Below are 25277 nucleotides of genomic sequence, written 5' to 3' on the forward strand. Positions count from 1 at the left end.
ATCCTTACAAGTCTATTCAGCGAGCTAGAAATGAAAATACGAATGGTTTAATCCGGCAATATCTGCCAAAATCGTCATCGTTTGATGACGTGTCAAACGAACAAATAGAGCAGATAGAATTTGCACTCAACCATCGTCCTAGAAAAACACTAGGTTGGCATACACCGAGTGAAGTTATGGCTGGTTTTTATACTGTTGCACTTGCCGCTTGAATCCGCCTTATTTAAAATTTTTCCAAGAAAACAATATGCTGATTTGGTATTACGTCTAGAAGAAAGATAAAAATCCATGGTATTGCCACGTTGATCGACTGCACGATACAGATAAGACCATTGTCCATTTACTTTTACATAAGTTTCATCAATATGCCATGAGCTCAGATCTGTAGGATTACGCCAATACCAGCGTAAGCGTTTTTCTATTTCCGGAGCATAACGTTGAACCCAACGATAAATAGTCGTGTGATCAACATTCACACCACGTTCGGCAAGCATTTCCTGCAGTTCACGATAGCTAATGCAATATTTACAATACCAGCGTACAGCCCAGAGGATGATTTTTTCCCTGAAAATGCCGACCATGGAAGGGATTCATATGCTGCACCTTTAGCTAAAAGAGGATTCTGCTTACCATTAGTGGTTATTTGCAACAGTGCCCTTTTTAATAACATCTTCAAGTTAAATATTTAATTTTTAAACTAAATACAATTCCTTCCTGAGTGTTATAAGCGGTTGCTTCTCCATGATGTAACATCATGATGGATTTAACGATTGATAATCCTAAACCACCAGTTTTTGCTTTGGCATGTCGACTACTCTCAATTTGATAGAAACGTTCAAATAAATGCTTCAAATGTTGTTTGTCAATAAAAACATTTTTAGTTAATACTTCAATATCGATATGATTTTCCGTAGATTTTGTTGAAATCACAATGTCTTGATCTTCAAATCCATAATCAATCGCATTAATTATAAGATTAGACAGCGCTCTTTTTAACAAATTTGCATTAGCATATATTTGAATTCCCTTTTCTAACTCTAAAACAAATCTCATGAGCCTATCTTCAGCCAAGAATTCAAAATAGTGGACCAATTCTAAAATAAGGTTGGATAAGTCAATATTTTCTTTTTCGATAATATAATCACTGTGTTCAGAACGAGCGATGAACAACATATTGTCTATCATCTTACTTAGTCGTTCATATTCCTCAAGATGAGAATATAAAAGCTGCTCCAGTTCTTGTTGTGACCGAGATTGCATGAGCATAATTTGTGTTTGACCCATTAAATTATTTAAGGGGGTTCTTAGCTCATGGGCAATATCTTCAGAAAACTGTGCCAATTGATCATAATTAATTTGAATTTTTTCTAACATCGCATTCATTGCTGAACTGAGTTTATCAACCTCAACTGTAGTACTTTTAACTTCGATTCGCTGATGTGGTTGATTACCCTGAATTTTATGTGTTTGCTCAATCAAATTATTTAAAGATTTGAGTAAATACAGACCCACCCAACGTCCGAGTAGGCTTGCCATTACACATCCCAATAAGCTATAGAGAATCAATGTCCATAAATATTGATCTAGGGTAGATTGAGCTTCATCAAGTTGTGTGCCAGCAATGAGTTGATAATGTTGATGATTAAAAACAACAGTTTTATAGGCCAAACGGGTTGTGGCAAATTCAGATTGATTATCCAGAAAGGTAATGGTTTTTGATTCGCCCATATCTGGAATATGGACTTTCAGTGGATTAATCTCAATTAAGGCTAGTTGCTGGTTTTTTAAAATTAAAAGATTATCTTCTTTTCCCAGCATATTTTCATACAGACGTGGGTGTTTAACTAAAATCTGAAAACTTTCTTGATCTTGTAAAAAAATTTCAATGCGTTCAACACGTGCAGTTAAATTCTGATCACGTTGTTTAGCTAACAGGTGCTGCATGTTGTGATAAGAAAGTAAACCAATAGCAAAAAATACAGTACAACAAATAATACTGAAGGAAATACTTAAGCGTGTTGTTAAACTCAGATGTCTTAGCTGATTTTTCATTTATTTATGCTTAAACGATATCCCATACCCCGAACAGTATGAATTAATTTGGGCTGAAAATGGTCATCAATTTTGGCACGTAAACGACGGATAGCGACATCCACCACATTGGTGTCTGTATCAAAGTTAATATTCCACACTTCAGAGGCAATTTGAGATCGGGTTAATAATTCACCTTGATGTTGCATTAATAAGTGTAAAAGCGAAAACTCTTTAGAGCTTAAGTCGATTTTTTGTTGGTTCCGATAAACAGTACGTTCAAGCCGGTATAAAATTAAATCTTCAACTTGATAATATTCAGACTCGTTTTTTACACTGCGTCTCAATAGACTTTTGACCCGTGCTAATAGTTCAATATAAGAGAAGGGCTTAATTAAATAATCATCTGCACCTAGTTCTAAGCCTTTAACTCGATCCAGGACATGATCTTTTGCAGTCAGCATAAGTACTGGAATTTTAGAAAATGTCCTTAAGGTCTTTAATACTTGCCAGCCATCAATTTCAGGTAACATGACATCTAAAATCACTAGATCGAAGTTTTTTTCTTCAAACAACCTGAGCGCTGTTAATCCATCATGAGCAATACTGGATAAATAACCAGATTCATTTAACCCTTTTGCTAGAAATTCAGCAATTTTGTTTTCATCTTCAACAATAAGTATGTGCATCTAAATAATATTATATGGACTTGTCTGTTACTACATTACAAATTCGTAATCTGATTGTCATGCAATAATGACTTTATTTTATATAAGCTAGTTTATCTCTTAATTTAGCTTAATAGAAATGATGAAAAAACTTCTATTTATTCCGGCACTTCTATGTAGTTCAATCACATATTCAGCTCCTAAAACCAGCTATGTTATGGATTTAAACCTCGCCAATCAACTGGTCACCAATGTCATGCAGGCATGTAGCACTACTGCTAAACCTGCGGCTGTAGTGGTGTTAGATCAGGGTGGCAATGTCCTAGCAAGTCAACGGCATGAAACTGTGGGTATACATAATTTAATCGCAGCGCAAAGGAAAGCTTTTACCGCATATTCAAGCAAGGTGACTACCTTACAATTTATGCGTAATGCCCAGAAGAATGTTGATTCACAGAATTTAACCAGCTTACCTGAATTATTACTTTTAGGTGGAGGAGTGCCCGTAGTTTATAAAAGTCAGCTATTAGGTGCAGTTGGTGTAGCCGGTGCAGGTGGGTCAATTCAAGATGATCAATGTGCACAACAGGGCATAGAAATCACACTCAAACAAATTTAAAGCAATTTAATTCAGGATAAATTCATATGAACAAGTTATTTTTATTCGCTGGCAGTTTATTTATTTCAAGTTGGGTAATGGCGCAAAATCCTTTAAGTGTGCATGTACTTAACTTGGAAAGTGGATTGCCTTCACCTGATGTAAAAGTTACTTTGGAAGAACAGAAAAATGGAAAATGGATACAGATTTCAGAAGCTAAAACCAATGAGCAAGGTCGTGTAACCGCATTATTTCCAGAAAATAAAACTTTCGACAATGCCGTCTATAAAGTTACCTTCAAAACAGGTGAATGGTTTAAGAAAAATAAGCAAAATTCTTTCTTTCCAGAAGTCCCGGTGATTTTCCAAACCGATGGCTCGGTAAAACACTATCATATTCCCTTATTGCTTAGTCCTTATGGATATTCAACCTATCGAGGTAACTAAGCTGAGAAAAACAGAAGCTCTAACTTGTATAAGATTAGAGCTTCATGGTTAACACTATCTGGTTTGTCGGAGACTTTTTATTTAAGTTAGGTTGAATAGCCACCAAAATTCTAGACACACATAACCATCTTTTGATTGGCCTTTTCATAATCTAATGGAGAACGCTGACCATTGGAACCATGTCTGCGTTTTGAATTATAGAACATCTCAATATATTCAAAGATATCTGATCTTGCTTCAGTTCTAGTTGCGTAGATTTTCTTTTTAATTCGTTCCCGCTTTAATAGCTGAAAGAAGCTTTCTGCAACAGCATTGTCATGACAATTGCCTCTACGACTCATACTACTTTCAAGATTATGATGCCTGAGAAATGTCTGCCATTCATGACTGGTATATTGGCTACCCTGATCAGAATGGATTAGGACTTTGTTCTTTGGATTTCTCCGCCACAAAGCCATCAATAACGCATCTAAAACCAGATCTGTCGTGATTCTTGATTTCATAGACCAGCCAACAACAAGACGTGAAAAAAGGTCAATCACAACTGCCAGATACAACCACCCTTCATGTGTACGGATATAGGTAATGTCCGTCACCCATAATTGGTTCGGCTCAGTTGGATTAAACTGTCGATTTAAGCTGTTTGCGGCAATGACAGCCGGAGTACCAGCGTAAGCTCTAGGCTTACGATAACCACGCTGTGATTTAAGACCATCTGCTTTCATCAGCCGATGTACTCGATTGATCCCGCAACTTTCGCCAACATCTTTCAAATCACAGTGAATTTTGCGATAGCCATAGACTCCGCCAGATTCCAGCCAGAACTGTTTAATCAGTCCTGAAAGCTGTTGCCGTTTCCTTGCAGTTTTACTGGTGGGTTGCTTTAACCATGCGTAATAACCACTGTGATGAACATCTAACGTTGAACATAAACGACGAACAGGCCATATGTGCTGATTGTCCTGAATAAAGGCGTACCTCATTTGGACTGGCTTGTGAAGTACACCGCGGCCTTTTTTAATATGTCCCTTTCTTCAGTAACCCGTTGCAGTTCTTTTTTTAACTTTGCTAATTCTGCGCTTGGATCATTAGATTCTATTATCTTGGGCTGCTGTGGATCATAACGTTTAATCCAGGCATACAGACTATGGGTGGTGGTTCCTAAACGTGTAGCAACCTCGGCCACACTATAACCTTTCTCAGTGACTTGTTTTACTGCTTCAATTTTGAATTCTTCAGGGTATCGTTTACTGCTCATAAGCACCTCGTTAATTAGCCATTTTATCTAACTAAAAGGTGTCTACAAAATTAGTGGCTATTCACCCCGCATTAAATTATTATGCTCTTGAAGCATCTGAAAAGTCATTTAACCAAACAACCAATTTTTTAAGTCAGCCAGTACATAAGTTTTCAGCAAATAAAATAACTGTACTTTGGGGCATGTGGTACATGAAAGCCCTATATTTAGCCATAGCAGGTTTAATTGGCTTTGGCATAGCTAAAGCTTTATATCCTGAAGTGATTTAAAAAAATTGGATATTTTTATTTAGAAATTACATTGTATGTTTACAACATAAATTGAGATATATAAAGATGACCCATTGAAATGGGATTAAAAAAAATACTTTATTTTTAATATTATAATTATATGTAGTTCAACTAATGGTGTGATAGGTTTTAGTTATAAACTTATTCATTCAGGAATTATATTGCTGAATGAATAAGTCTAATTGATTTATTTATGCAACCCAACTATTCATTTGATTCATTTGATTCATTTGATTCATTATTTTTAACTTGTTTTTGTTTAGAATTTTCAACTTTAGAAGCTTTTAAATTCTTTTCAAGAAATAACAAGCCGCCATCTGCATAACTAAAACTTGCGATACTAAAGAATGCACTAATTAACAGTAATTTAGTACAAAATTTATTTTTGAATAGCATGTTTATTTACTCTCATTTAATACTTGTTAGATATTCTAACTTTAAAGAATTAACACCCAGAGGACTCATAAATTACATTCTTGTAATTTTAAAATGTCTCAGGATGGTGTTTAAAGTGCGTGTGATAAATAGAAGTGTAATACAGGAAAATGGTAAGGTTTATCAGCCTAGTCATCTGTCCATTATGTAGAAAGAGCAGCACTTTAATGTTTATGCTGTTCCAATGTATTACATTCCTTACTTTCTATTTGTAACGTAATTTCAGTAATACTATGATTATGTTTTAGAACGTCTAAGGCCTTTTGATAGAGCTGATCTGGATCGCTATTAGGAGCAACCAAATGAGCAGTTAAATGAATGTTTTTTGAAGATATAGCCCAGACTTTCAACTGATGAATCCCTTCAACACCCTCTAGCATCAATAAATCATTTCTTAACGACTCAATATCAATCTCATCAGGAACCCCTTCAAGCAAAATATGGATACTTTGTTTTAATAAAACCCAAGTTCGAGGTAAAACCCAGAAGCCAATTAACACAGCGATTACGGTATCTACCCACATCCACTGGGTAAAATAAATGACCACTCCTCCGATAATCACGCCTATCGATCCCAGTGCATCACTAAGGACTTCTAAATATGCGCCTTTCACATTTAGACTTTCTTGAGCACTCGCAGAAAGGATTTTCATTGAAATCAAATTTATGACCAAACCAATGACTGCGACAATCATCATTCCAACACTTTGAATTTCAGCAGGATGCGTAAAGCGTTGGTAAGCTTCATAGACAATATATATCGCCACCACAAAAAGCATCACTGCATTAAACAGAGCCGCTAAAATTTCGAATCGCTGATAGCCAAAAGTTCTTTTATCATCTGCGGCTTTTTTACCAATTTTGATAGCAGCAAGAGCAATAGCTAATGCGGCTACATCAGTAAACATGTGAGCGGCATCAGACAGTAATGCTAAACTTTGGGTAATAAAAGCAGCGACAACTTCTACTATTAAGAAAGTAGTCGTTAAACCCAAAGCAAACATTAATTTCTTACTATTTCCTTCAGTAACAACCGCATGGCTATGATCATGATGTTCTGACATAAAATTTTCCTTATTTAATCCATGATTAACAGAGATATTTGAGACAGACCCAATATCTCTGCTAAAAGTTGCTTAATCTAATGGATTAAGAAGCTTTCTTTTCATTCATCCACCGGTACAGTACGGGCAATAAAACCAATGTAAGCAGGGTAGAGGAGATAATTCCTCCAATAACCACTGTTGCTAAAGGTCTCTGTACTTCTGCCCCAGTTCCGGTTGCCAAAGCCATCGGGACAAACCCAAGGGACGCCACACAAGCGGTCATCAGCACAGGTCTAAGACGCAAAATTGCACCCTGCCACGTTGCATAATAAAGGTCATATTGTTGTCGCAACTCTTTGATAAAGGTGAGCATGACTAAGCCATTCAGTACAGCCACCCCCGATAGTGCAATGAAGCCAACCCCTGCTGACATGGATAATGGAATGTCACGCAACCACAACGCGATTAAGCCTCCACATAAGGCAAACGGTACACCACTAAAGACCAGTAAGCTTTCTTTGATATTATGGAATACAGCCATCAATAAAATAAAGATCGTCAACAATGCGAGCGGAACCACCAATTGCATACGCGCTTTTGCAGACATCAGATTTTGAAATTGACCGCCATAATCTATCCAATAACCGCTTGGTAATTCCTGTTTGGATAACGTGCTCTGAAGCTCTGTTACGAATGAGCCTAAATCACGTCCTTCTACATTTGCAGTAATAACCACTCGACGTTTACCATTTTCACGGCTGACCTGATTAATACCCAGGATATTTTCAACGCGTGCCACATCTTGCAGTTGGACTAAACCACCATTCGGCAATTGAATAGGAAGTACCGCTAACTGTTCAGGACTACGCTGGGATTCATCTAGACGGATGACAAAATCAAAACGCTTGTCTCCCTGTAAAATTGTTCCAACATTCTGGCCACCGACACTTGTAGCTACCAGATCCTGAATTGCTCTTACCGACAAGCCGTATTGTGCGGCTCTGGACTTATCAACTTCTACATTCAACAAGGGTAAGCCGCTGGTTTGCTCTACATTAACGGCTGTCGCGCCTGAAATTAATTTAATTTTCTGAGAAATCTTATTCGCTTCACGATTCAGAATTTCCATATCATCGCCAAATAATTTGACACCCACATCACTTCGCACCCCTGAAATTAACTCGTTAAAACGCAGTTCAATGGGTTGCGAGAACTCACTGTTATTTCCCGGCAATGTCGCTAAGAAAGTAATCATTCTTTGGCGAAGCTCATCAATCGTTTGTTTTGGATCAGGCCATTCATCATGAGGTTTTAACAGTACAACGCCATCTGAAATGTTGGGTGGCATCACATCTGTGGCCACTTCTGCTGTACCGGTACGAGCAAAGATCGCTTTAATTTCAGGAAATTCTTTCAACAGTAACTTCTCAGTATTTTCCTGCATTCTCAGTGACTGTTCTAACCCTGTACTTGGGGAACGCATTTGCTGAACAGCAAAATCACCTTCACCCAGTTGAGGTGCAAACTCGCTACCTGTTTGAGTGGCTAGCACGCCCGTAAGCACTAAAATACAGGCAGCCACAATAGTCACAAATAAACGAAGCTCATAGGCTTTATCTAAAAGCAGTTCATATTTGGTTTTAAGCCAATGCATCCAGCGACTTTCGGTTTCCTTGACTTCTCCAGTGACAAATAGGGCAACTGCGGCTGGCACAAAAGTGACAGATAAAATCATGGCCCCAATTAAAGCCAGTACAACAGTCATTGCCATAGGATGGAAAAGTTTGGCTTCTACACCCGTCAGGGTAAAGATAGGTAGATAAACCACCAAAATAATTAACTGTCCAAAAATCAGAGGACGACGCGCCTGTTTTGCAGCCAAGAAGACTTCTTTAAATCTTTCAGAACGGCTAAGTAAACCACCTTTCAGCTTCTGAGCTTCTGCTAGCCGACGGATACAGTTTTCTACAATAACCACTGCACCATCAATAATAATACCGAAGTCCAGTGCCCCTAAACTCATCAGATTTGCACTAATCTTCTGCTCTGCCATTCCCGTCAAGGTAAACAGCATTGACAGTGGAATAACGCAAGCCGTGATCAGCGCAGCACGGAAATTACCTAGAAAGAGAAATAAAATAACAATGACGAGGATTGCACCCTCAATCAAATTTTTCTGAACGGTTTTGATCGCCCGATCAACCAAATGCGTACGGTCATACACAGTCTCAATCACCACACCTTTAGGTAGCGATTGCTGGATCGATTGCACCTTTTCATCAATGGCTTGAGCAACGGTACGGCTATTTTCTCCCATCATCATCATGGCAATACCCAATACAGTTTCTTCACCATTATAGGTTGCAGCCCCTGTTCTTAAGTCATGACCAATTGAGACATTGGCGACATCTGCCACCCGAATCGGATAGCCGTTTTTATTGGCAATACTGATGTTCTGGATATCTTCAATCGTGTTTAAAGTGCCGGGAACACGAACCGTTAGCTGTTGTCCATTTTTCTCAATATAGCCAGCACCACGGTTTTCATTATTCTCTGTTAAGGCAGTTTGTAAATCAGACAAAGGAATTTGCAATTGTTGCAATCGGTTCAGATCAGGGGCAACCACATAGGTTTTATTAAAGCCACCGATACTGTTGATCTCAGCAACGCCTTTTACGCGCTGTAATTGCGGTCTTACAATCCAATCCTGAATTTCACGTAAATCCATCGCCGAATAAGGGGTTCCATCCGGCTTTTTAGCATTTGGTTCGGCTTTAATCACCCATTGATAGATTTCACCTAAACCTGTCGAAATAGGCGACATGTTAGGTTGCACATCTTCAGGCATTTCTCCCATTGCTTCTTGCAAGCGCTGGTTGATAAGCTGTCTGGCCCAGTAAATATCCGTGCCATCTTCAAAAATGATGGTCACTTGCGATAAGCCGTAGCGTGAAATCGAACGGGTTTGTTCCATTTTCGGCATGCCTGACATGGCATTCTCAATGGGATAGGTAATCCGCTGTTCCATTTCCAAAGCCGTAAAGCCATTGGCTGAAGTGTTAATCTGCACCTGAGTATTGGTAATATCCGGTACAGCATCAATCGGTAACTTTTGATAACTATAAATACCAATAGCAATCCAGGCTGCAATAAACAGCATAATCCAAATGGCGTTATGGATAGAAAACTGGATCAGCCGATCAAACAGCCCTTCAGGTTTTACCGATTCGTGGTCTGGAATGTGAGGGCTTTTAGTGCTCATGTGAAGCCTCTCCTTTTTCCATCTCAGATTTCAGTAAGAAACTGCCTTGAGCTGCATATTTTTGTCCCTGATTAAGCCCATTTACCACTTCAATCCACTGGCTATCCCCAGACGATTGCCCTAATTTCACCGGTTGCGGACTGAATTCAACTTTCTGTCCATGCTGAGTGGCGACAAAAACCACATCTTTTCCATCGACATTCTGAACTGCGGACTTAAGTACCCGTAATGCGGTACTTTCACTGCGTTGTTGCAACTGTACGTTTACCATCAAGTTTGGACGTAATTCGGTTGCATTCGATTCAACTTTTGCTCGCACCTGAAGACGGCCTGTTTGAATATCCGCTTCAGTATTTAAAGTCTGAATAACAGCCTGATAGACCTTTTCCGTTTGCAAGGATTTAAATTCGATCTTTTGATTCGGGGCTAAGCCCATAATTTCAGAATTTGGAACAATAAACTCAAGCCAGAGTTGATCTAACCGGTCTATCGTAAAGAGTTGATCGGCTAACTGAACATTTTCCCCGAGAACCAAATCCTTTTTACTGATCACGCCAGAAATGGGAGCTTTCAAAATATAGCGTCCGTTACTGGCATTCACTGCACCAAATGCACTTAAACGTGATTGGGCCGCTTGAACCTGAATTTGTGCCCGTTTATAGCTGTTATAAGCACGTTGATAGTCCTGTTTTGCTGAAATGCCCTGTGACCAAAGCTGACGCTCACGATCATAGTCTTGTTTCGCCAGTTCAAGGTTGGTTTGTTCAATTTTAAGATTGGCCTGCTGATCAACTAGATCAGGAACAAGCAACGCAGCCAAAGGCTGTCCTTTCTGAACTTTTTGACCGAGTTCTACATAGACATTTTCTACATGACCACTAAAACTCGGTGAGACGTGCGCTTGCTGGTCAGTATTCACATTCAGTTTGGCAGGATAAGAACTTAATTTAACCACCGGGCCTTGATCGACCGCTGATAATTGTATGCCCTGTTCCACCAGTTGCTTGGCAGTCAGGCTCACACCTTCTGCATGCTCTTCGGTTTCACCACCATGTTCTTCTCCCCCTTCTTCCTCGGCATGTTCATCTGATGTTTCAGATTTATTCTTACCCGTTAAGATCAAGAAAATACTGAGGAGTACGGTAGCGCCGATGACCAAACTAATCAGTAGGGGTTGAGAGATTTTTCCGCTCTGTTTTTTTAAGCTGTTTTTAAGATCGAACATGTTAATTTCCCCCACCAATGACAGGCATGGCCTGTATGTCTTGCCATAAATTTTGATTGATTTGTGCAATAGCATCTTTCGACATGACTTCACTTGGGCTAATGCCTAAGCTTAAACTTTCTGCTTCGATGGCCTTTTGCCAGCCCTCCCGTAACAACTGGACTTTACGTAGACGGATGTCTTGTAATTGAAGCGTGGCTTGCTGAACATCGGTTAAAGCAAACTTTCCTGCCAGAAAACCTTGTAAAGTTTTACTTTGAACTTGAGTCGCCAAAGGAATTTGAGTCTCGTCAACGACTTTGAATTGAAGCTCTAAACCCTGCAACTCGGTTAAGATCGTGCCTATTTGCAGCGCATTTTGCTTTAGATAAAAGTCTTTCTGACGCTCTAATAAGTTCATTTTTTCTTGCGCGATTTTTATGCCATTTTGCTGACGATCGAAAATATTGAGCGGTACACTGACTCCAACCACCAGTTGATTTTGTGTTGAGTTATCCAAGGATTGGGTGCGGTTAACGCCCAGGTTTAAAGTAGGATTAGGACGTGACTTTGCTTTCAGCTGATCAACCGTTGCTTGAGACTCTAACACCTGTAAAATCCGATATTTCTCAATGTAGTTATCCGCTAAATATTCTTGAACCTGCCCATGAGTCGATTTTGGCCAAAGCTTTTGCGAAGAGAGGTTTACCTTCAATGACTTATCAGAGGTTCCCCATAAATTTGATAATTGTTGGGTTGCCACTTGTACCTGTAAGTCGGCCTGTCTAAAAAGACGGATATTTTCAGCATGACTTAAACGTGCGCGATTCACATCTACTTGCGCGATACTGCCTGCATTAAAGCGCTTTTCGATTGCTTGAAGGTTTTCTTCGCTCACCCGAAGTTGTTCATTGACAATGTTTTTTTCAAGTTCGGCAATGGCCAGTTGCGACCATACATATTTCACTGCAAGCTCAATTTGTGCTTGATAAATCTTCTGTTTCAGCGCTGTTTTATCTATTGAGAGACTGGCTAATTTTTGGTTTGCTCTTCGCTCACCAAAAATATCCAAAGGTTGTGATATACCGATGGCAAGCTCTTTTTCATTATTTGAACCAAAGCCCGTTTGTTCAACTGACAATTCAGGATTTTTAAACAGCTTACTTTGCTGAAGATTCGTGGCATTAATACTATTTTGCGTTTCCCAGAAATTTTGGGACGCTTGATATTGGTTAACCTGCTCAATAGCTTGCTGCAGCGTTAAATCTTGAGTACTGGCGACTACGGAAGTACTGAAGCTGATCATTGCAGATAGCAAGATACCGCTACCTAAGGCTGACCAGGATAAATTCAGGATGGAGGTATCCTGATGTAATTTGTTTTTTGACATGAAAATGCCCCACGCATAATGAAATTAGGAGTGGTGGGCTTTTATAAGACTACCCCACCAATAGTAGGGGCAAATCGGGAGGCGGGGTTAATTGATTCAGATAAGGGGGTTTATAAAAAGTTATTCCCAAATAAGTTGGGGTAATGCCGGTCTCAAAATTAGCTTTAAGCTTCAGATCATCGGGTGGGTCAATCTGAATCACGATTGTATTTGAGAAATGACTGCACTTTTCGTTAAAACAAACCTTCTGACAATAGTCATAGATTTCTTTATAGTTTTCTAGGGAATAAAGTGCTTGACGAGGACTATCACTCTTTTCGTCTAAATCGATTGGATTAGAGAGTATTGAATTGGGTATGTTTGGCATTTCATGCAGACAAGCAGCCTCTGCCACACTCCAAATATTCTGGAATGTGAATAAGAGTACCAATATCTGGATTAGAAATGTTTTTCTCTTCATACACAAATCTGTATTTAAAACACCAATCGGAAGCTAACCAAAGCTATCTAAGATCTGATCACAAAATTTAAGTCACCTTAATCTTTTTGCAGCCTTAAGTAAAGATATACAGAGTTTTTGAAAAAAGCATAGGTCTAGATAATCAAGCTAGATTTTTTAGAACTCCACATTGGTCAATTGTACATAAACCATCACAAGTACCTCTTAAATCAGATAATTGTTCAATAAGCTTTTGTTGCTTGATTATATTTTCTCTGATAGCACTGACATGTAAGTCAATTAATTCATTCACATCTGAACAATTTTTCTTGGGATTATCTTTATAGGTGAGTAATTGACGAATTTCATTCAAACTCATATTTAAAGTTCGGCAATTCAAAATAAACTTAATTCGCTCAACATAGCCTATATCGTAAAGGCGGTAATTTCCTTCCGTTCTTTCGGGTTCCGGAATTAAACCTTCCTTTTCATAAAACCTAATTGTTAATACTGAACATGAGGTTTTTTTAGAGAGTTCACCAATTTTTAAATGCATTGAGTTGGTATTTCCAAAAAATCTTGACTCTATAGTAACTATAGGGATTCTAATATTCAAAGTTTATAAATTTTTTTAATGGGTATAATTATGAGTGGTTGTGGATGTAGTAAAGAAACACCATGCAAAGATAAGAAATCTCAACAAGAAAATCATCCATCAATTGCAGAAGCAAACAATTCAAAGAATTGTAATAATACGCTTAGCTGTTGTGGTGAAGAGGAAGAAGAAAAATCTTCATCTCCTTGCTGTAACACTTCAAACAGTTGTGAAGATACCGCTCAATCCTGTTGTGGTTCTGATCCCAAAGAAAATTTAAGCACTGAAGACGTTTTAAAAAATTCGCACTACATGAGTGAATACTTAGTTCCCAAAATGGATTGTTCTGCGGAAGAACAGATGGTTCGTATGGCGCTATCTTCAATTGATGGTGTTCAAAAACTCATCTTTGATTTACCTAACCGGTCTTTAAAGGTTCTACATAATCAAAAAGATGAAAATATAACTACCAAACTTGAAGCTTTGGGTTTTGGTGCAAAGCTTGTGAAGACTGAAACTTATATAAGCAATCAACAGGCTAAGCAAACAAGTACCTATACCATTCCTAAAATGGATTGCTCTGCTGAAGAGCAAATGGTCCGTATGGCTCTTGCAGATATTGAAGCAGTTAAAGGTCTTACTTTTGATCTTCCCAATCGAAAACTGAAAGTCTTCCATAATGAAGGGAGTCAGCAAATTACGGCCAAACTTGAAGGACTGGGTTTTGGGGCGAAACTTGATGAAACACAGCTTTCTTCAGGCGATATACCTAATGAACCTGATCCTGTGAGACAAGCTAAAGTACTTAAACTGTTATTAGGCATTAATGCTCTACTTTTCTTTATAGAATTCATCAGCGGAATTATTGCTGCGTCTACAGGATTGATTGCTGATTCTCTAGATATGTTTGCCGATGCAGCCGTTTATGGTATTGCGCTATATGCCGTCGGAAAAGCTGCGAAATATCAAGTGAAAGCAGCCCATTTCGCAGGTTGGATTCAGTTATTACTTGCTGTCATCGTGATTATTGATGTCATTAGACGATTCATGTTTGGAAGCGAGCCAGAATCAACGCTCATGATTGTTATTGGCCTGCTCGCACTTATAGCTAACGTGACATGCTTATATCTTATTTCTGGTCATCGAGAAGATGGCGCACATATGAAAGCCAGTTGGATTTTCTCGGCGAATGACGTTGTCGTAAATATGGGCGTTATATTTGCCGGTGTACTCGTGGCGTGGACGGGATCAGCTTACCCAGACTTAATCATTGGCATCCTGGTTTCTTTATTCGTGCTTAATGGTGCTCGAAAGATTTTGGCTTTGAAGTAAGAGTATCGAAAATGAATCTATTTCAAGTTAAACAAAATCAGATCGTCAAAATTAGAGATCTCAAAAAAGGTAATCAATACAGTCATACCACTGATCCCGTATTGGAACGGCTCCAACTATTAGGTTTTAGAGAGGGTGAAACTCTACAAGTACTCGCTAAAGGTGTTTTTGGCGGAGATCCTGTTTTAGTTCAAATTGAAACTTCAAGATTCGCATTAAGAAAGAATGAAGCTGAAAGAATTTTTGTAGAGTTAGTATCCAATGAAGATTAAGAACATTGCATTAGTCGGTAATCCAAATTGCGGAAAAACCTCTTTATTTAATACGCTTACTGGTACGCGACAAAAAGTTGCCAACTATGCTGGGGTTACCGTAGAAAGAAAAGAAGGTTCTTTTAAATTACCTTCTGGTGATGCAATACGAGTATTGGACTTACCCGGAACTTACAGTTTAAAACCTAGTAGTTTAGATGAAGAAGTCACCAGGGCAGTTTGTTTGGGCGAGCTAAAAGGTGAAATTCTACCCGATATTTTTATATGCGTTGTAGATGCCACAAATTTAAGCTTACATTTGAGCTTGGTTCTCGAAGTTCGTGCTCTAAATCGCCCTATGATTCTTGTATTAAATATGATGGATGAGGTCAAAAAGCGTGGTATTTCCATTGATAAGGATAAACTGTCTCAACTGTTAGGTATCCCTGTAGTTGAAGCTGTCGCAGTTAAAACAAAAGGAATTCAAGATTTAATTAATCAATTAGATCAAAAAAATCTTTTTATTACTCCTTATCATTCTGAATTAAGTCATTTTGAACAGGTCAAACAAATCACCAAACAAGTTATTTTAAATAATGACAGTGGTGATAAAAGAACCGCATTTCTAGATAAAATTTTTCTACATCCTGTATTGGGTTTAGTAATCTTAACTTTAACCATGTTTGTGATGTTCCAGGCGGTATTTATATGGGCAACGCCTTTTATTGAATTCATTGAAAATTTTGTCGCATGGCTCAGTGATTTTATTGGACCACTAATCCAACATCCTCTATTAAAAAGCTTGGTTGTGGATGGGGTAATTGCTGGTGCAGGTAGCGTGCTTGCATATATGCCTCAGATTTTGATTTTATTCTTCTTCATTTTAATGCTTGAAGAGTCAGGCTATTTACCCCGGGCAGCATTTCTTTTAGATAAATTAATGTCTAAAGCCGGGCTTAGCGGCCGTTCATTTATTCCTCTGCTATCCAGTTTTGCTTGTGCCATTCCCGGAATTATGGCAACCAGAAGTATCAGCTCTGAACGGGACCGATTAGCAACAATTATGATTGCACCCTTGATGACCTGTTCAGCAAGATTGCCAGTATATGCTTTATTGATCGCGGCATTTATTCCGAACCAATTAATCTACGGCTGGTTAAGTCTGCAAGGATTAGTCCTTTTTGGTCTTTATATGTCGGGAATAGTCTCAGCGTTATTAGTTTCAGTGTTTCTGAAATTGGTTCGAAAAGATAAAACTGAAAGTATTTTTATTTTTGAACTTCCCACATACCGAATTCCAGATATTAGAAATATTGCATTAGGCTTATATGATAGGGCAACTATTTTCTTAAAACGAGTTGGTGGCATTATCGTCGCACTGTCTATCTTGTTATGGGTGCTAGTCACGTTCCCTCAACCACCAGATAATGCAAGCATGCCGGCCATTAACTATAGTTTAGCTGGTCAGTTAGGACATTTAATTCATCCTATATTTGCGCCTATTGGGTTTACATGGGAAATATGTATTGCACTCATTCCTGCTATGGCAGCAAGGGAAGTTGTAATTGCTGCTCTTGGGGTGATTTATGCGATGTCAGGTGATGAAGATACAGTAACTCAAAGTCTGTTAAGTCAAATTTCAGGCCCGGATGGATGGGGGTTAGCCACAGGTTTATCATTATTGGTATGGTTTATTTTTGCTCCACATTGTCTTGCCACGTTAGCAACAATTAGACGAGAAACAGGTAGCTGGAAACAGCCTGTCGTTATGGCAACTTATTTGTTTGCATTAGCCTACATCTTTTCATTCATCACATATCAAGTTGCGAGTAAGTTTTAATTAGCAAATGAATAAAAGAGGGGGGGAGCTAGCTCCCCCCCCTTTATTAAATTACTCGATGTAAGCGTGGGCTTCTGAATACTTTTATCTAACTATAACAACTACTTAAATGTTTAAATCTCTAGGTTTTGAATAGTCGAGGTATCAGACGAATATAGATTGGTAAAAAGCATAGTTCAACGATAGTCTGAGTCAAGATTACAGCAGGAATTATGGGCATACTTCCCGGAATTGCAAAAGCTAATGGAAGAATAACAAATGAATTTCTATATGATGCTGAAAAGGACACAGCACTAGCAGAGCCAGATTCTAATCGAAAAATACGAGCAATTATCCAACCCACGAATGGAGCAATAATGGCAAAAGAAATATAAATTGGTAAAGCTTGAAGAGCTGCACTTTTTGCAAGCCCAATTTGAGGCATAACTGATGCTAGGACGATAAACAAAACTAGGGCTGTGGCAGGTACAGGAAATAAGTTTAGGCTTTCAGCCACTTTTTCTGCTTGTTCATTTCTATTCCCAATGAACTGAACTATAGCTGCCATTGCTAAGGGTGCAACAATGAACCATACAAACGCATGGACAAAAGGACCAATTTCAACAAGCTGAGCTACCTCTTCTCCGAGGAGTACACCAAGATAAATTGGTAGTAAGATCATTTGGATAAGCAATAATACAGGTGTCATCGCAAGTAATAATCTTGCATTACCTTTCCCAACATGGGTGAAAGTAATCACATAATCAATACACGGTGCTAGTAGAACAAAAAGTACAGCTAAACGAATAAGTGGGTTTTCAGGTAAAAATTGTATTAGACCTGCCGTAATTAAAGGTAAGGCAATAAAGTTAGTAATAAGTAATGCAGAAATAAAACGTAAATTTTTTAATGCCTTGCCAATTTCTGCAATAGGTACTTGTAAAAAAGTAGCAAATAACATTAATGCCAGTGCAGGGTTAATCAAACTTTCTAAAATCGTCGCTCCACTGATGGTTAATCCAAAAATAACTCCGATAAAGATGGTACAGAAGTAGATTTTGACTTGATTATCTTCAAGAAAATTTCGAATATTTTCCATTTTAATTGAGTTACTCACTTGCTTTTAAATAGCGGTATACCGCCTGGCGACTAATTCCAAATGCCTGGCCTAATGCCATTTTTGAAGGGTACTTTCCTTCCTTCCATTCTTGTCTTAAAGCTTCAGCCTGTTCAGGTTTCAATTTATGTACACGCCCTTTGTACTTTCCTTGAGCAGAGGCCAGTTTTATTCCTTCTTTTTGACGCTCTAAAATGATCTCACGTTCGAACTGTGCAAAAGCGCCCATCAATTGCAGCATCAAATTATCCATCGGGGTAGATTGAGCAGTGAAAGTAATATTTTCTTTTACGAACTGGATGGCAATTCCTCGTTTGACCAGTTTATCTACTTCAGTGACTAAATCTTTTAAGCTTCGAGCAAAACGATCCATGGAATGTACAATCACCCTGTCCCCTTCCCGGACATAGTTCAACATTTCCTGAAATTTCGGTCGGTCGGTATTTTTACCCGAAGCTCGGTCAACAAAAATCCGGTCGATTTCAATTCCCTCAAGTTGACGTCCTGTATTTTGCTCGACTGAACTCACCCGGACATAACCTACTTTTTGACCTTTCACTCTTTCACTCCCCAATTGGATAAAAATGAACAATTTCGTAAATTATAAATCTTTAATATCAAAGTTACATGTTATATATGATTAAAAATCATTTAAATGATACATAAAATCCGGGACATTCTGAGTGTTGCTTTAGGGTATACTCTAAAATTACATATTGAATGTAAGTTAATGGCTATCCTGAAATGCATTAACAGTGGATAAAATTTTAAATTAAGTTTTGGAGCTAATTAAAGCTATATTGAGTTATGAGTTGATCACAGATTTCCTGCAAAATGACAATCGTTTAAATTCTTTATCCAACATAAGACAACAATATATCAAACCGTCCTTTAAGAAAATCACAAAAGTGCATATTCTAAAAGCGGACATTTCTAATTTGGATTTACATGTTAGAACCAAATTAAAGTGTCTGGACTCTCACCAATAAAATGTCTAGTCTATTATTTTTTCATCATCTTGGTTCTAGGTTTCTCTTTTTGGTTAAATTCCTTTTTTACTATTTTTAGCTGAATTTCAGTATTTTGATCGTTTTTTGCCAACAGTTATGACTTTAATTACGGTTTATTTTCTTTTTGAGTCGCATTTTCAATTTTCTGGGCTTCTGTTACAGCAGCTTCTGCTAGTTGAGAGCCTGTTATGGTAGAAGAAGTATAATTTGTAATTTGTTTATTTAATGCATCGTCTACTAGAGCCTGCATACCATTTTGGCTACAAGATAGATCATATTCAGCAAGAGCGGTCAGCGTATCTGCAACATAATTGAATTCTGTGTTTTTATATTTTTGGGATATTGTGTCAAGTTGTCTCATTACTGATCTTTCAACTAAGCCTAAATTAGGGCTAACCAAAAATGATGTGTTATAAGCATCAAAACTTGAATCTAAGCTACTAAAAGCAACACCTACACCACTAATAGCACCTACTGAAGCTTCCGCTAAGCCTAAAGCAGCAGATATAAGTCCTCCAGTGATATTTGATTGTCTTCGTAAGTTTTCTCTATGCGCTTTTGTAAAGGACGCATTTTGAAAATATGCTGTACATAAAGATTTAGCGTAAATACTTCCTTCAATGAATAACTGTTTATTTAACTTTTGTCTTTGTGATGTATTATCATTTTGAGGTATATGATAGTCGATAGTTTTAAAGTCTCCTGGTTTATTATTCTCTGTTAATATTAGATTTGTTCTATTTGTTTTATAACCCTCAGCTTCAATTGCTCTTTCATAACTCAACCAATATCTTCGATGAGTTGATGTAAGCATACTACCCTCTTGCCAATTTGTACCTTGTATAGTTACCTTTGGAATATTGTATGGTGTCTGATATTGGGGAAAATAAGCACAACCAGATAAAGTTATTGTTAATGCTATTAAGATTTTAATTTTCATAGTAATTTCCTTTTTTTTAATTACGTGAGATTATTTTTAATCAAAAATCAAAAATCAAAAATCAAAAATCAAAAATCAAAAATCAAAAATCAAAAATCAAAAATCAAATAGAATATTATCCACTTATCAGTTTTTTGGGGAAAGAAAACATCTTATGATTCTATTTTTTTCTAAACTAAAATTGACTTTTTATTTTTTGTCATCAATTCTTTTATCTTGATGAGTCGTTTTTCCAATCGAATTTATATCACTTATTAACTAGAAAAAAATGTAGTACAGTTGATAGACTAAACCAGTACGGTTAGAAGAACTAAAAATAAGATTAAAAAAGATTAGGTTAAAACACAACTTTTTAAAAAAATAATTTACAAAAATAAAGGTGTTAAAAATGGTTCAATACACGCAGGTTTTAGCAAAAGTAAGAAATGACAAGGTCGATAATAGACTTATAAAAATATTGTTACTTGCAGGAGAAGAAGCTGGTGTAGATGAAATTCGTGTTACATCAGGAGGACAATGTTCTATAGGAACCTGTTCAAAAAGAGTAGGTTTTACACGACATGATCTTGGAAATGCAGCCGATTTAGAACTTTGGGTAGGGGGAAAGCTCGTAAATTTTACCAATGATAGTGGCTTGGCAATTTATAAAACGTTTGTAACTGCTGTTGCAAGATTAGGAGCTGCCGGTATTGGCGCAGGTATTGGTTATATGGGAGCGAAAAAATCCATGTGGGTTTTGGGTCTAAATTAGTTTGGGGAGCAGAAGGAAAAGCAAAAAATGCACCTCAATGGTTAAGAGATGCCGCAGAAAGTGGTTGGGCAGCATCTAGAAGGCAAACTAAAACATATAAAATAGTAGCACGAGATGGTCTTTTCTTAAGGTCTGGTCCAAGTTTAGATTTTAATGTACTACACACATTGCCGCAGGGGACATTGATTAACATTGACAGATTTGAGGGAGTCAATTCTGAATGGGGACGTGTGGACTTAGTTGGTGATGGTCAGATTGATGGGTTTATTCATAGTGCATTTGTAGAATCGATTGAAGACTTTGAAATAGATACAGAAGACGAACAGGACTTTTGCGAGGATGATGAGAGTTCAACTGAATAATAAATAGCATAGAATTTTTTAAATAGACTGCAAATTGCAGTCTATTTCATGTCTAGGAAAAAAATATAAAAATTGTGAATCGGCTTTAGTAGCATCTGATGAGTGTCATGAAAGTAAAGTGATAGATTCGACAAAAACTTCTTACCCTAATTACACACCTATTGTTCCAGGTTATTTTGATGAGACTTTTATGCTGCATGCAATCACCTTTATTCAGATACTTACTAATGCGGACTTCCTACATCAAAAAGAATAAATTGTTTTTAAAGTCTGAACTGTACCTGATTTATCGTAGACCATTTTTCTTGAGAAAATGTCCCGATGGTAGTATCAAATAACTCTAAATCTGTTTCTATTTAAGATGTTCTGATCTTAATACAATCTCAATCTCTTTATCATTAATTATATAAGCAGAAAAAGTATTACTATTTTTACTTTTTATAAAATTAGGAAATGGGTTTTTTAAATAAATTCCAGAAAATACATCTATATGATTTCCCTTGATTGCTCCCCCAGTATCAGCAGCATAAAAATAACCATCGTGATGTACCTCTATTCCAGAGGGTAGTTTAATAATTTTCCCACGTGCTTGAGGAATATATATAACGGTACCATATGGAATAATTTTAGGATCAACTGCAATTGTACGGTAGGGGATAAGTTTAAAATTTTTAACTCCATCCCCATAAGCTCCTTTTGCTATTTGATATCTTGTTTTTCCTATTGAATTAATCCATGATTTTCTAATATTTAGAATTGAAGCACAATCTAATTGTTGATTTCCTTTATGGTCAACATAGTTAAATGTATTATAATTTCCATCTAGAGATTTTACTTGAATTGTTCCTTCTATCCCCCCCATACATAGATCTTTAGCAGTTATCAGTTTTGATATTGGTTGATTTTCTTTGTTTAGTAAGTGGTAACCTTGTTTAACTTCTTTTGCCGGCCAAATGTGATAGAAAGTAGACCATAACTTTTTTTGCTTGAGATCATTTAAATTAGGTTTGGGGAAAGTAAAGGTTTGATCTGAACTATATATAAATGAACTCATTCCAAGTAATACTGCATATAGAGTACATAGAATAATTTTTTTCATTTTAATTTTATCCCATTAATTTTATTTTTTAAATAGCCATCAAAATTCTAGACACATATAACCATCTTTTTGGACTGCCACGAGTTTGTACATTGGTCAACTGAACATAGTATTCGTATTCAATATATTCAACCAGGTAAGCCAGAGCATCATGCTTATATTAAACGCTATAATCGGACTATACGTTATAGTTGGCTGAGCAAACATTTATTTGATACTTTGGATAAAGTACAAGATTATGCAACAAACTGGCTGTGGCATTACAATCATGAAAGGCCGCATCAAGCCAACAAGGGAAAGTTATCTCTAAGGGCTGCTTAACCTCTACTTTTAACTTCGGTTATTTATGGGAGGATTACCGTAGTAGAAGTTGCTTTCTAACTTAACAATATTATGCATTCAACAAAAAAGAAGTGTAGCAAATTGCTACACTTCTTTTATTTTATTTGATCAGCATTTTTTTCAGCAAACTTTCTAGTTCTTGTAAGTTTTGATCATCAAATTCACTCATTTTTAATGACACTTTTAATGTGTTGTGATCAAACTTGATATTACCTGCGACTTTCCCATCATATTCAATTTTATGCACGATTGAGGTTTTAATCGGCTCTTTAGTCTCTTTCGACTTTAGAATTTTTTCAGCGAACAATGCCAATTTTGTTTGTTCAACTTCTTTTTTCAGTAATTTTGCCCATGCTTCTAACAGTGCTTTTTTAGCATTATTAGAATTATCTTCATGATCGGATAAAAACTTTTTTACTGCTGTGGCTGCAGTACGTGCCAACAATGTGGGGTGCTGCTCTAAATCTGCAATCAGTTCTTTAGGTAATTTTTCGAAAGATAAATATTTATACATATCCTCACGGTTCATACCTAAGGACTTTGCAAGTTTTTGCTTGTTCTTTTTTAATTTCTCATCCAGAGAACTTAAGCCTACATAGATTTCATAATCAGTTAAATCTTCTCGTTTTAAATTTTCAGCTAAAGTTAACAGTGCAACTTCTTCATCCGATGCGTCTATGACAATCACTTCAATGGTATTTTTATTAAGAACCTGATGTGCTTTTAAGCGTCGTTCACCAGCGATCAACTCATATTTGTCCTGTACTCGTCGGACTGCAATAGGTTGTAGTAATCCAATTTCGTCAATAGAAGCTGCCAAGTCTTCAATATCTTGTTGATTAAAGATTTTTCGTGGTTGATTAGGACTAGGCTGAATATCTGTAATTTGTATATTCCGACGTAGTTCTTTAACATCATTGACATGCTCTTTCTGAGCTTGTTGATGTTTTTGAGTGTTTTGTTGAAGACGTTGTGCCAACAGTTCTTTTGTACTTACCATAGTATTCTCAAAGTGCTTTTATTCAATACGATTAATAATTTCTTTCGCTAATTCTTGAAAAGCTTTACGGACTTTGGAACTCTTGTCTAAACTTAACAAAGGTTGCTGCAAGATTGCTGCTTGGTTAACTTTGGTACTTATAGGAATAGTTGTTTTTAATAATTCCCCAACTTGTCCCATTGCTTCATCTCTGATGAGTTTACAAACATTTTGACGTTCATCATGTTTGATCAATAAGGCCCCCAAAAGTTCTAATTGAGGATTCACACGTCTAATTTTACTTAAATGATTGATTAAGTCTGTTACACCATAAAGCCCATATTGAGATCCGGATTCAATCGGGATAATTACATGGGTTGATGCGGCCAATGCATTACTAGTGAGAAGTTTTAAGCTTGGTGGACAGTCAATTAAGATAAAATCATATAACCCTTTTAACATTTCTAATTTACTAGACAGTTCTTCAGAAGGTCTAGGCGCATCATCTTTAAGTTGATCTTCTGTTTTACCTAAATTTAAAGAACCATAAATTAGGGACACATTTTTTAAGTTAGTTTCTTCTTCCAGGGCGCTAGAGAGTAATTCTAATTGTCCTACTAATAACTCTGCAGAAGTAATTTCAACTTCACTTGGATGTCGTGATCCAATATGTAAACTTGCATTTGCTTGTGGATCCAAATCAATTACTAATACTTTCTTACCTAAATCAGCTAATTCTGAAGCTAAATGTACAACAGTAGTGGTTTTACCACATCCACCTTTGTGGTTTGCTACAGCAATAATTTTAGTTGATTTATTTGTCATATCAGACCTCGTTCGAATTACTCTAATATAGTTAAATTTGTAGCAACTTGCTACACATTCTTTTAGAGATATTAATGTATTAATCAACATTGGATAAAAATAAAACAAATCAATTTTTATATAAAATATAGCTAGCTAATTATAAATTAGTATTAATTAATATAATTAAGTAATTATAATTAGGACGTTTTTTCATTTTTAAAATCAATAAATTAGGATTTTTAAAGTGGAAGGTTTGTCACCGAAAAGTGGAAGGTTTGTCACCGAAAAGTGGAAGGTTTGTCACCGAAAAGTGGAAGGTTTGTCACCGAAAAGTGGAAGGTTTGTCACCGAAAAGTGGAAGGTTTGTCACTATGGTGGAAGCTTTGTCATCAGTTTTTTTTTACCCCCCTTTTTTTTCTATTAAATTATTAAAAATCATATATATAAACTGTTGATAAGTCTTAAATATTTATTTTTAAGGTGGAAGGTTTGTCACGCTTAATTTTTTATCTGTGGATAAAGCAGATTTTCACCTTGAAAATTGCAAAAAAAAGTCCGATTTAGTACTTGATTCTTTCTAAAGGTGGAAAGTTTGTCACTGAAAAGTGGTAAATATTAGGATTTTTTCACTTATAACGGTATTTTTTGGCCACAAAAAAATGAAAAGAAAGTGATTTAGCTTAGCTTTGGGAAATTAAAGTGGAAAACTTGTCATTGTATGGTGGAAAAAAATATATTTTTTCCACCTTAAGCTGAGGTATTAATCAAAATCTGAAAAAAGCAGTGACATGCTTTCCACTTTTAAC

At 36.8% G+C, this 25277-nt stretch carries 25 protein-coding genes and 2 pseudogenes; 10 read left to right on the plus strand and 17 right to left on the minus strand.

All coding sequences use genetic code 11. The features are described from left to right. Positions 1-212: IS30 family transposase (locus tag E0H88_RS16015; RefSeq protein WP_131274705.1), on the plus strand; the 212-nt coding region annotated here is incomplete at its 5' end. Positions 213-221: 9 nt separating this feature from the next. Here E0H88_RS16015 and E0H88_RS14380 read toward each other — a convergent pair. From E0H88_RS14380 to E0H88_RS14390, 3 genes and pseudogenes are all read right to left on the minus strand, one after another. Further along, positions 222-594, minus strand: a pseudogene (locus tag E0H88_RS14380) (IS6 family transposase); the annotation flags it as partial. Positions 595-672: 78 nt separating this feature from the next. Continuing rightward, the gene (locus tag E0H88_RS14385; RefSeq protein ID WP_044109707.1) at positions 673-2052 is read right to left on the minus strand and encodes a heavy metal sensor histidine kinase; all 1380 of its coding nucleotides are present in this window, start codon (positions 2050-2052) and stop codon (positions 673-675) included. Then, entirely contained in the window at positions 2049-2720 is a 672-nt protein-coding gene (locus E0H88_RS14390; RefSeq protein ID WP_044109708.1) for a heavy metal response regulator transcription factor, read from the minus strand. Before E0H88_RS14390 ends, E0H88_RS14385 begins: the two co-directional genes overlap by 4 nt. Positions 2721-2841: 121 nt before the next feature. Here E0H88_RS14390 and E0H88_RS14395 point away from each other — a divergent pair, with 121 nt between their 5' ends. Next, entirely contained in the window at positions 2842-3318 is a 477-nt protein-coding gene (locus E0H88_RS14395) for a GlcG/HbpS family heme-binding protein (protein WP_465080595.1), read from the plus strand. Between the two features lie 26 nt (positions 3319-3344). After that, entirely contained in the window at positions 3345-3743 is a 399-nt protein-coding gene (uraH, locus tag E0H88_RS14400; protein ID WP_044109712.1) for a hydroxyisourate hydrolase, read from the plus strand. 110 nt (positions 3744-3853) lie between these two features. On the opposite strand, the gene E0H88_RS14405 is transcribed toward uraH, so the two are convergent. Next, a protein-coding gene (locus tag E0H88_RS14405; RefSeq protein WP_131274707.1) for an IS3 family transposase occupies positions 3854-5001 on the minus strand; the annotation gives its coding sequence in 2 pieces (ribosomal slippage) (positions 3854-4755 and positions 4755-5001; 1149 coding nt in all). A 53-nt stretch (positions 5002-5054) separates the two neighbouring features. Here E0H88_RS14405 and E0H88_RS14410 point away from each other — a divergent pair. Continuing rightward, a complete protein-coding gene (locus E0H88_RS14410) occupies positions 5055-5270 on the plus strand; it encodes a hypothetical protein (protein WP_252152033.1) in 216 nt (71 codons plus the stop codon). A 225-nt stretch (positions 5271-5495) separates the two neighbouring features. Here E0H88_RS14410 and E0H88_RS14415 read toward each other — a convergent pair whose 3' ends face one another. From E0H88_RS14415 to cadR, 7 genes are all read right to left on the minus strand, one after another. Continuing rightward, complete coding sequence (locus E0H88_RS14415) at positions 5496-5687, minus strand: hypothetical protein (RefSeq protein WP_004812236.1); 192 nt, start codon at positions 5685-5687, stop codon at positions 5496-5498. A 203-nt stretch (positions 5688-5890) separates the two neighbouring features. After that, the gene (locus tag E0H88_RS14420) at positions 5891-6790 is read right to left on the minus strand and encodes a cation diffusion facilitator family transporter (protein WP_004665978.1); all 900 of its coding nucleotides are present in this window, start codon (positions 6788-6790) and stop codon (positions 5891-5893) included. 85 nt (positions 6791-6875) lie between these two features. Beyond that, positions 6876-10034, minus strand: coding sequence for an efflux RND transporter permease subunit (locus tag E0H88_RS14425; RefSeq protein WP_131274710.1), 3159 nt, complete (start codon positions 10032-10034; stop codon positions 6876-6878). Next, on the minus strand, positions 10024-11259 hold the full coding sequence (locus E0H88_RS14430; protein ID WP_016165561.1) for an efflux RND transporter periplasmic adaptor subunit: 1236 nt from the start codon (positions 11257-11259) through the stop codon (positions 10024-10026). The genes E0H88_RS14425 and E0H88_RS14430 overlap by 11 nt, the downstream gene beginning before the upstream one ends. Before the next feature lies 1 nt (position 11260). Continuing rightward, positions 11261-12628 (minus strand): TolC family protein, encoded by a 1368-nt coding sequence (locus E0H88_RS14435; RefSeq protein ID WP_004781067.1) that lies wholly within the window; start codon positions 12626-12628, stop codon positions 11261-11263. Between the two features lie 49 nt (positions 12629-12677). Continuing rightward, positions 12678-13088 carry a hypothetical protein gene (locus E0H88_RS14440; RefSeq protein WP_005180699.1) on the minus strand — a complete coding sequence of 137 codons (411 nt, stop codon included), beginning with the start codon at positions 13086-13088 and terminating at the stop codon, positions 12678-12680. Between the two features lie 142 nt (positions 13089-13230). Next, positions 13231-13623, minus strand: coding sequence for a Cd(II)/Pb(II)-responsive transcriptional regulator (gene cadR / locus E0H88_RS14445; protein WP_004281856.1), 393 nt, complete (start codon positions 13621-13623; stop codon positions 13231-13233). A gap of 90 nt (positions 13624-13713) precedes the next feature. Here cadR and E0H88_RS14450 point away from each other — a divergent pair, with 90 nt between their 5' ends. Genes E0H88_RS14450 through feoB form a run of 3 tightly spaced genes read left to right on the plus strand, consistent with a single transcriptional unit; the run spans position 13714 to position 17085 of the window. Next, positions 13714-14994: a cation efflux transmembrane domain-containing protein gene (locus E0H88_RS14450; RefSeq protein ID WP_005105969.1), complete on the plus strand. Its 1281-nt coding sequence runs from the start codon at positions 13714-13716 to the stop codon at positions 14992-14994. An 11-nt stretch (positions 14995-15005) separates the two neighbouring features. Further along, on the plus strand, positions 15006-15266 hold the full coding sequence (locus E0H88_RS14455; protein ID WP_004665962.1) for a FeoA family protein: 261 nt from the start codon (positions 15006-15008) through the stop codon (positions 15264-15266). Then, a complete protein-coding gene (gene feoB, locus E0H88_RS14460; RefSeq protein WP_131274712.1) occupies positions 15256-17085 on the plus strand; it encodes a ferrous iron transporter B in 1830 nt (609 codons plus the stop codon). Before E0H88_RS14455 ends, feoB begins: the two co-directional genes overlap by 11 nt. Positions 17086-17206: 121 nt before the next feature. Here the strand turns inward: feoB and E0H88_RS14465 are convergent, their stop codons facing one another. The 3 genes from E0H88_RS14465 to E0H88_RS14475 form a co-directional block, all read right to left on the minus strand. After that, complete coding sequence (locus E0H88_RS14465) at positions 17207-18163, minus strand: arsenic resistance protein (RefSeq protein ID WP_004665958.1); 957 nt, start codon at positions 18161-18163, stop codon at positions 17207-17209. Between the two features lie 10 nt (positions 18164-18173). Further along, entirely contained in the window at positions 18174-18740 is a 567-nt protein-coding gene (locus E0H88_RS14470) for a recombinase family protein (RefSeq protein WP_004758168.1), read from the minus strand. Positions 18741-19297: 557 nt separating this feature from the next. Next, complete coding sequence (locus tag E0H88_RS14475; RefSeq protein WP_131274714.1) at positions 19298-20131, minus strand: hypothetical protein; 834 nt, start codon at positions 20129-20131, stop codon at positions 19298-19300. A gap of 388 nt (positions 20132-20519) precedes the next feature. Between E0H88_RS14475 and E0H88_RS14480 the strand changes: the two genes are divergently transcribed. Beyond that, the gene (locus E0H88_RS14480) at positions 20520-20882 is read left to right on the plus strand and encodes a hypothetical protein (RefSeq protein WP_131274716.1); all 363 of its coding nucleotides are present in this window, start codon (positions 20520-20522) and stop codon (positions 20880-20882) included. After that, the gene (locus E0H88_RS14485) at positions 20861-21244 is read left to right on the plus strand and encodes an SH3 domain-containing protein (RefSeq protein ID WP_165493328.1); all 384 of its coding nucleotides are present in this window, start codon (positions 20861-20863) and stop codon (positions 21242-21244) included. The genes E0H88_RS14480 and E0H88_RS14485 overlap by 22 nt, the downstream gene beginning before the upstream one ends. Positions 21245-21596: 352 nt before the next feature. Here E0H88_RS14485 and E0H88_RS14490 read toward each other — a convergent pair whose 3' ends face one another. After that, on the minus strand, positions 21597-22343 hold the full coding sequence (locus E0H88_RS14490) for a 3D domain-containing protein (protein ID WP_131274720.1): 747 nt from the start codon (positions 22341-22343) through the stop codon (positions 21597-21599). Positions 22344-22421: 78 nt separating this feature from the next. Between E0H88_RS14490 and E0H88_RS14495 the strand changes: the two are divergent. Further along, positions 22422-22664 (plus strand): annotated as a pseudogene (locus E0H88_RS14495) (integrase core domain-containing protein); the annotation flags it as partial. Positions 22665-22785: 121 nt separating this feature from the next. Here E0H88_RS14495 and E0H88_RS14500 read toward each other — a convergent pair. Together E0H88_RS14500 and E0H88_RS14505 are read right to left on the minus strand one after the other, a co-directional pair. Next, on the minus strand, positions 22786-23685 hold the full coding sequence (locus E0H88_RS14500) for a ParB/RepB/Spo0J family partition protein (RefSeq protein WP_131274721.1): 900 nt from the start codon (positions 23683-23685) through the stop codon (positions 22786-22788). 18 nt (positions 23686-23703) lie between these two features. Continuing rightward, positions 23704-24489: a ParA family protein gene (locus E0H88_RS14505; RefSeq protein WP_131274723.1), complete on the minus strand. Its 786-nt coding sequence runs from the start codon at positions 24487-24489 to the stop codon at positions 23704-23706. Between the last annotated feature and the right edge of the window lie 788 nt (positions 24490-25277).

Source organism: Acinetobacter sp. ANC 4216 (genome assembly GCF_004331195.1).
In the GTDB taxonomy this organism is placed as follows: Bacteria; Pseudomonadota; Gammaproteobacteria; order Pseudomonadales; family Moraxellaceae; genus Acinetobacter; species Acinetobacter kookii.